General features: G+C 65.2%; 7 protein-coding genes. All 7 read left to right on the top strand.

What is annotated here, in order from left to right:
- The coding region (locus tag ACE3UY_RS14085; protein ID WP_374688145.1) for a bifunctional 4-hydroxy-2-oxoglutarate aldolase/2-dehydro-3-deoxy-phosphogluconate aldolase at nt 1-318 on the top strand (318 nt) is incomplete at its 5' end.
- A 72-nt stretch (nt 319-390) separates the two neighbouring features.
- Complete coding sequence (locus ACE3UY_RS14090) at nt 391-1,332, top strand: shikimate dehydrogenase (protein ID WP_374688146.1); 942 nt, start codon at nt 391-393, stop codon at nt 1,330-1,332.
- A gap of 111 nt (nt 1,333-1,443) precedes the next feature.
- Entirely contained in the window at nt 1,444-2,775 is a 1,332-nt protein-coding gene (locus ACE3UY_RS14095) for a hypothetical protein (protein WP_374688147.1), read from the top strand.
- 108 nt (nt 2,776-2,883) lie between these two features.
- Nucleotides 2,884-3,744, top strand: a complete 861-nt coding sequence (locus ACE3UY_RS14100) for a sugar phosphate isomerase/epimerase family protein (RefSeq protein ID WP_374688148.1) — start codon at nt 2,884-2,886, stop codon at nt 3,742-3,744.
- A gap of 191 nt (nt 3,745-3,935) precedes the next feature.
- Nucleotides 3,936-4,634 carry an RNA methyltransferase gene (locus ACE3UY_RS14105; protein ID WP_374688149.1) on the top strand — a complete coding sequence of 233 codons (699 nt, stop codon included), beginning with the start codon at nt 3,936-3,938 and terminating at the stop codon, nt 4,632-4,634.
- Nucleotides 4,631-5,149 carry a methylated-DNA--[protein]-cysteine S-methyltransferase gene (locus tag ACE3UY_RS14110; RefSeq protein ID WP_374688150.1) on the top strand — a complete coding sequence of 173 codons (519 nt, stop codon included), beginning with the start codon at nt 4,631-4,633 and terminating at the stop codon, nt 5,147-5,149. Before ACE3UY_RS14105 ends, ACE3UY_RS14110 begins: the two co-directional genes overlap by 4 nt.
- A 73-nt stretch (nt 5,150-5,222) precedes the next feature.
- A complete protein-coding gene (locus tag ACE3UY_RS14115) occupies nt 5,223-7,250 on the top strand; it encodes a Kelch repeat-containing protein (protein ID WP_374688151.1) in 2,028 nt (675 codons plus the stop codon).
- Nucleotides 7,251-7,284: the final 34 nt, after the last annotated feature.

Consider the following 7,284-nt stretch of genomic DNA (forward strand, 5'->3'; position numbering starts at 1 on the left):
GTGATGATGGGCGCGCTGACGCCAACGGAGGTTTACCAGGCCCACTGCCTGGGCTCCGACGTGGTCAAGCTGTTCCCCGGTTCGGCCGTCGGCCCCGATTACGTGAAGGCGCTGCACGGCCCCTTCCCCTACATCCGGATCATGCCGACCGGCGGCGTGGACGAGCACAACCTGGCGGCGTGGTTCAAGGCCGGCGTATGGGCCGTGGGCGCGGGCAGCCAGCTATCGCCGTCCGGCCTGGCGAAAGCGGGGCGGTTCGACGAGATCACGGCCACGGCGGCGCGCTTCGCCGCGGCCTTGAGAGAAATTAGGAATTAGGAATTATGAACTGGAAGCTGAGAGCGATGCTCTTTGCATTCCTCATTCTTAGTCCTTAACTTGAAACCAAGCATGACTCATCACAACGCTACCTCTCAACCAACCATGTTCTTCATCGGCGTGACGACGGGCAAGTCGTCAATCAACAAGGTCTTTCCACTGTGGATGGACGTGCTCGGCCGTCCGGAGGTCGTGCTGCGCGGCATTGATCACCCGATGCACGACGAGCCAGAGCGCTACCGGGACAGCGTCCGGCTCATCAAGGACAACCCCAACAACCTGGGCGCGCTGGTGACGACGCACAAGATCGACCTGTACAACGCCGCACACGACCTGTTCGACTACTTCGACCCCTACGCGACCATCACCGGCGAACTATCGTCCATCTCCAAGCGGGACGGCCGGTTGGAAGGGCACGCCAAAGACCCCATCACCGCCGGGCTGAGCTTGGAGGCGATCATCGACGACGGCTACTTCGGCCGCACCGGGGGGCACGTCCTGTGCCTGGGAGCGGGCGGCTCAGCCGTCGCTACGCTGCTGCACTTGATCAACAAGCCCGACGCGGCCGGCCGGCCGGCGCGCTTCGTCGTCGTCAACCGCTCGGCCGGCCGGCTGGCCCACATGCGCGAGATGGTCGAGAAGCTCGACAGCGACATCGCCGTGGAGTACGTCCACAATGCCGACCCGGCCGTGAACGATCAACTGATGGCCGCGCTACCCGACCATAGCATCGTCATCAACGCCACGGGTATGGGCAAGGATTCGCCCGGCTCGCCCATCACCGATGCCGGGGTGTTTCCACGGTGTGGTATTGCCTGGGAGTTCAACTACCGCGGCGAACTGGACTTCATGCACCAGGCGCTGCGGCAGGTCGAAAGCCGCGAACTGCGCGTAGAAGACGGCTGGATCTACTTCGTCCACGGCTGGTCGCAGGTCGTAGCGCAGGTGCTGCACGTTGATCTGACGCCGGAGTTATTCGGTAAGTTGGAGCGGGCGGCAGCCACGGTGCGTTAATACGCAGGAGAGCAGGGGAGCGGGGGAGCAGGGGAAAACGGGCCCTAAAGCACCGTTGCTTACCCCCCCGCCCCCCTGCACCCCCGCTCCCCGGCACAAAAAGGAGTAACTATGAAAGCAAAGTTAGCCCCTATCTACTTCGATCCGGGTAAAGATGAGGGGTTCGATGTGCAGTTAGCGCGGTTGCGAGAGCTATTAGCCGACGACGCAGAGTTCCTGGAACCGCTGGCGCTGGGCCGCCGGCTGCCGAAGGAGGCCGATGCGGCCATCTTCCCACAGATGCTAGGCGAGGCGTATCGCCGCGTGGATGACTTTCGCCGGCTCGCTGCGCCCATCTTCGTCGTCACGTCGGAGTTCGGCACGCTGAATATGTGGGACTGGGAGATCGTAGCCTACCTGGAAGGAGAAGGAGTGACGACCTTCGCGCCCTACTCCCTGGCCCAAACGCGGATGCTCTGCCGGGCGGCGGCGGCGCGCACACACCTGCGCGGCCGAAAGTTTCTGGTCTTCCAGGATAACCCCGGCGAGGGTTTCCAGGCGCCTATCTTCAAACGTTTTTACTGGTGGGAGGACGAGGCGGCGGCGCGGCTGTCCGAGCGTTTCGGGATCTCTATCGTGAAAAAGAGCTTCCGCGAGTTCGGCGCGCGAGCGCGGGCCATCCCCGACGCGGCGGCGGCGGCCGAGTGGCAGCGGTGGCGCTGGCCGGTGGATTTGCCGGAGCGGGCGCTGTTGAGCGCGGTGAAGGTCTACCTGGCGCTGCGTGAAGAACTGGATGCCGACCCGGACATCGTCAGCGCCGGCATCAACTGCCTGAACGAGTCCCACTTCAGCGACACGACGCCTTGCCTGGCCTGGATGATGCTCTATGAGGAGAGGCGGCTTATCTGGGGCTGCGAGGCGGACACGCTCTCGATGGCGAGCAAGTACGTCCTCCATCGGGCGCTGGACGCGCCGATCCTGATGACCAATCTGTACCCGTTCCTGATGGCTGGGCCGGCGCTGAAACACGAGCGCATCCCCCACTTCCCCGACGTCAGCCTCTACGCCGATACGAACCCGGAGAACTACGTGCTGGTGGCCCATTGCGGCTACTTCGGGCTGCTGCCGCCCAGCTTCGCCACGGAGTGGACGGCGCGGCCCAAGGTGCTGGCGATTGTGGATGAGAACGCCCACGCGGTGGACGGCCGTCTGCCCGTCGGCCCGGTGACTCTGGCCAAGCTGTACCCTTCGCTGGGCAAGCTAACGGCCGTAGAGGGGACGTTGGCCGGCTATGCCCAATTTCCCGGCTCCGACTGCCTGAACGGCGGCGTCATTCACGTGCCCGACGGCCATCGTCTCGTGCGCCGGGCCACGTCCCACCACTATCTGATCACGACCGGCCACAACCTGAACGACATGCGGATGGCGATGGGCGTGTTCGGGATTGGTGTGGAGGAGTTGTAATGCGCCCTCTCCCTAACCCTCTCCCAAAGGGCGAGGGAACGGACGCGCCCTCTCCCAAAGGACGAGGGGACTGATTGTTAGTTTCAGATCGAATAAGGAGATGTGACCATGAAAGTCGGTATTGACAGCTATTGCTTCCATCGTTACTTCGGCGAGGTGTACGGCCACCAGACCCCGCCGCCCTATCAGATGACCGTCTTCGACTTCATTGATTTCGCTCAGGGATTGAACGTGGATGGCGTGTCACTGGAGTCGTGCTTCTTCCCGGCCTATGACAACGCCTTCTTCGGCGACCTGAAGGCCCGGCTGGACGAAGGCGGCTTGGACCGCGTCTATGCCTGGGGTCACCCCGATGGGCTGGAGGCGGGGCGCAACGAGGCCGCTTTCCAAGACATGCTGAAGAGCATCGAGTACGCTGTGCAGATCGGCGCGCCGGTCATGCGCATCTGCGCCAGCAGCTTTTCGTTCCGGTTGGAGCCGCACGCGCCGCAGATGGAGAAACTCGTTCCGTGGCTCAAGGAGGCGGCCAAGGTCGCCGAATCCTACGGCGTGAAGCTGGCGGCCGAGAACCATATCGACTACACCAGCAGCGAGTGGCTGGAACTGCTCAACCGGGTGGATTCGCCCTATTTGGGCCTGAATCTGGACACGGGCAACTTCCTGCGCATGCTCGACGATCCGGTGGAAGGCGCGCGCAAGCTGGCCGACCGCGTCTACGCCACGCACATCAAGGACCTGAAGCCGGCGCGGGGCGTGAACGCTGGCGAGTGGTACTTCTTCAGCAGCACGCCGGTGGGCGATGGGCTGGTGGACAACCAGAAGCTGGCCCAAATCCTCCACGACGCGGGCTACCAGGGCTTCCTGGCGGTAGAGACCGACTCGTTGCACCCCGACTACGAGAACCAGGAACACTGGGCCGTGGAGAAGAGCGTTTGGGAGTTGAAGCGCATCGCTCGGAGTGTGAAATAATTCTTCTGCCCTTGTGGCATAGCCTGTCAGGCTAACGCTTCTGCGGTGGCCTGACAGGCTACGCCATAGCGCTTCCCACAACAATAGCACTGCATCATACCAAGGAGATGTAGCAAGTCCTGGGCAGTGCATGACACAGGTCGGTACGCCGGCAATTACCGCTACCACGCGACGCTCGCTATACTCACGGTGTGAACGACAAGCGAGCTAAGATGGACGCCTACCTCTTCCTGCAATGCGCCGACGCTACCTGCCGCTTCCGCTTCCCCACCCCGGCAGCCGAGGCCGAAGGGCTGCGCTGCCCGCGCTGCCGCGGCGCGGTCGGCCGCGGTGGCGACGCCTGGCCCGCTCTACCGCCCGCCAGTGACGAGCCGGTCAATTGGAGCGATAGCGCGCCGCCACTCGTCGCGCTGCTGGACAATATCCGCAGTGTCCACAATGTCGGGTCTATGTTCCGCACCGCCGATGGCGCAGGCATCGGCCCGCTCTATCTGGCCGGTATTACCGCCACGCCCGAACACCCGCGACTAACGAAAGCGGCGCTGGGCGCGCAGAGCACGGTGGGCTGGCGTTATTATGCGAACAGCCTGGACGCGGCGGCGGCGCTGCGGGGCGCCGGCTACGCGCTCTGGGCGTTGGAGCCGCCGCCCGATGGCCGCCCGCCGTCACTCTACGAGGCCGCGCCCCCGGCCGGGCCGCTGGCGCTGGTCATCGGCAACGAGCGAGCTGGTATCGACCCGGCCCTGCTGGCCCGCTGCGACGCCGTTTTCAGCCTGCCCATGCGCGGCGGTAAGTCGTCGTTGAACGCCGCCGTGGCCTTCGGGATCGCGGTCTACCATCTGCGCTTTGGGCAGGGCATCGCCGCCCCGCCCGTCGGGAGCACGCCATGATCACGATCGGAGTGCTGGAAGAAAGTCCGGTGGGGGCTATCCGCGTCGCCGCCGGCGAGTCGGGGCTGGTGGCCGTGAGCCTCTGGGACGATGCCGCGCGCTTTGCCGCCGACGCGGGCCGATTGGCGGGGGGTGCAGTCGATGCAGCGGCCCCGCCTGGGCCGATCGTTATGCTGGCGCTGGCCCAACTGGCCGAATACCTGCGCGGCGAGCGGCGCGACTTCGACCTGCCTATTGACTGGTCGACCATGAAGCCGTTCCAACGGACGGCGCTGGAACTGGTCTGCGCCGTGCCCTACGGCCGCACGACCACCTACGGGGCCATCGCCCAAGAACTAGGCCGGCCCGGCGCGATGCGGGCCGTGGGCCAGGCCAACGCCACCAACCCCTTGCCGATCATCATTCCCTGCCACCGCGTGCTGGGCGCGGACGGCAAGCTCCACGGCTATGGCGCGCGCGGCGGGCTGGAGACGAAGGCGTGGTTGTTGCGGCTGGAAGGGAGTTGGCTATTGTAGGGGTGGGTTTGAAACCCGCCCCTACACCGACGGCGTGCCTTTTCGGCCAACCGTTGCTATGATTGGCCGCTATATGCGTCGTTTGCTTGTTTCCATCCTCGTTCTCCTGACCTTGCCGGCGCTGGCGGCCGGCGTCTGGGCAGCCGGGGCCGCCGCGCCGCCAGCCGACACGCCGCCGGCCCAGCCGAGCGATCCGCTCATCGTCGTCGAGCCGCCGTCCGAATGGATCGGCGAGGAGATCGTCGTCACCGATCTGCCGCTGGCGCCGCAGGCTCCCAAGGCCGCCCCCGCCTCCGACAGTTGCGACACGGCCTCGCCACTCCAACTGTCATTCGCCTTCACCGCCGATGGCAGCGGCACGGTCACCAACGGCTTCAGCCAGGCCCCCACCGACCCGGTGCTGTCGTGCATGTTCGGCGCGCCGACCAACCCTCGCGGCTATCGCACCGCCTGGCACACGCTGGTCGCCGGTGACACGGGCGTCGTCACCATCACCACCGAGGGCACCGACTACGACACCGTCCTGGCCGTCCACTCCGGCACGTGCGCCGCGCCGGTCACTCTGGCGTGCAGCGACGACGCCGCCGGCTTCCAATCGCGCGTCAGCTTCCCAGTGGTGCGCGGCCGGACATACTACATCGAGGTCGCCGACTACCAGTTCGGCACAGCCACGACCACCCTCGCCCAACTCTCGGCCGTCATGCAGCCGGGCGGCGAGCGCTGGTCTTCAATCAGCACGCTACCCTTTGGCGGCGTCAGCCGGCACGCCTTCGCCCGCGAGGGCCTCGACATGTACATCATAGGCGGCCAGACGAACGTGACCGGCATCCCTACCCTTAGTAAACGCCTGCTGCGCTACAACGTCCAGCGGCAACGGTGGACAGAGTTAAGCCCCATCCTTGGCGTGGGTCTGTCTAACACCACCGCGGTGCGCCTGGGGCGGCGCATCTATATCCCCGGCGGTTTCAACGGCAATACCAGCGGCTACGACAACACCCACTACCTCTACGACATCGTGTTCGACTTCTGGGGCAAGCTGCCCTCCATCCCCACCAACCTGCTGCCCGAGGGTAAGGCATTCGCGTGGGCAGCGGCGGCGGCCGTGCCCAACGAGACCTCCTACTACCTGACCGGCGGCCTGACCAGTTACCCCGCCTTCGAGGTCAACGCCACGCCCATCGCCAACACCTATCGCTTCATCCCGGCTACCAACCTGTGGGAGGCGTCCGTGCCCCTGACCACACCGCGCTACGCCCATACCGCCGCCTGGGTCGCCGTCGCCAACCGCGGCCTGTGCGTGGCCGGCGGTCTGTCGAGCGGCGTCGATTCCAGCAACAACCCCGTCGTCGTCTTGCTGACGACCGGCGAATGCTACAACCCGGCCTCCGGTGGGGGATGGGTGGCAACCGGCGCGCTCAACTTCCCGCGCTACAACGCCGGCAGCGCCATCGCGCCCGACGGCAGCTGGTACATCTTCGGCGGGCTGGACGCCAACAATAACGCCGTGCCAGAGATCGAAGTCTATGACCCGGTCTTCAACGTCTGGAACGTGCTGGGCGGGGAGTTTAGTCTGGGCGGCCGGCCCGAAAGCCCGGCGCGCGACTGGCCGCGCGGCGACTTTGTGGGCGAATCGCTCTACATCTTCGGCGGTAACACGCCCATCGAGCGCCGCGTCATCTCGGCCGTCGAGCGGCTGAACATCAGCACCCGTGGGGCCTACAATGCCCTCATCCCGCTCACCCTGCAAGTGGGCAGCGACAACCTGCTTGCGCGGGCCACGCCCCTGCTCATCGAGGTGCCGGCCACGGGCAACTTTACTGAGCCGAACCAGTTCTACAACCCTTACTACTTTGACTGGCCCATCTCCGGTCGCGCCTTTATTCGGCTCGACAACATCCCCGATCACGTCAATTACAACATCGCCGTGTACGACACGTTCAAGGAGTTCCGCGCCCAGGGCGACCCGGCCCTGACCGGCCCTAAAGCCGTTTCGTTGACGCTGACCCCCGGCCGCTACTACGTGGTCGTGGAGCGCATCTTTCCCAAGGATATACCCGACCGCCGGGTTCAATACACACTGACCGTCTCCGCTATCCGTTAACCGCCATGTCCGTTCGTATCCTTCACTTCGCCGA

It is taken from the genome of Promineifilum sp. (SeqCode) (assembly GCF_041918635.1).
Lineage (GTDB): Bacteria > Chloroflexota > Anaerolineae > Promineifilales > Promineifilaceae > Promineifilum.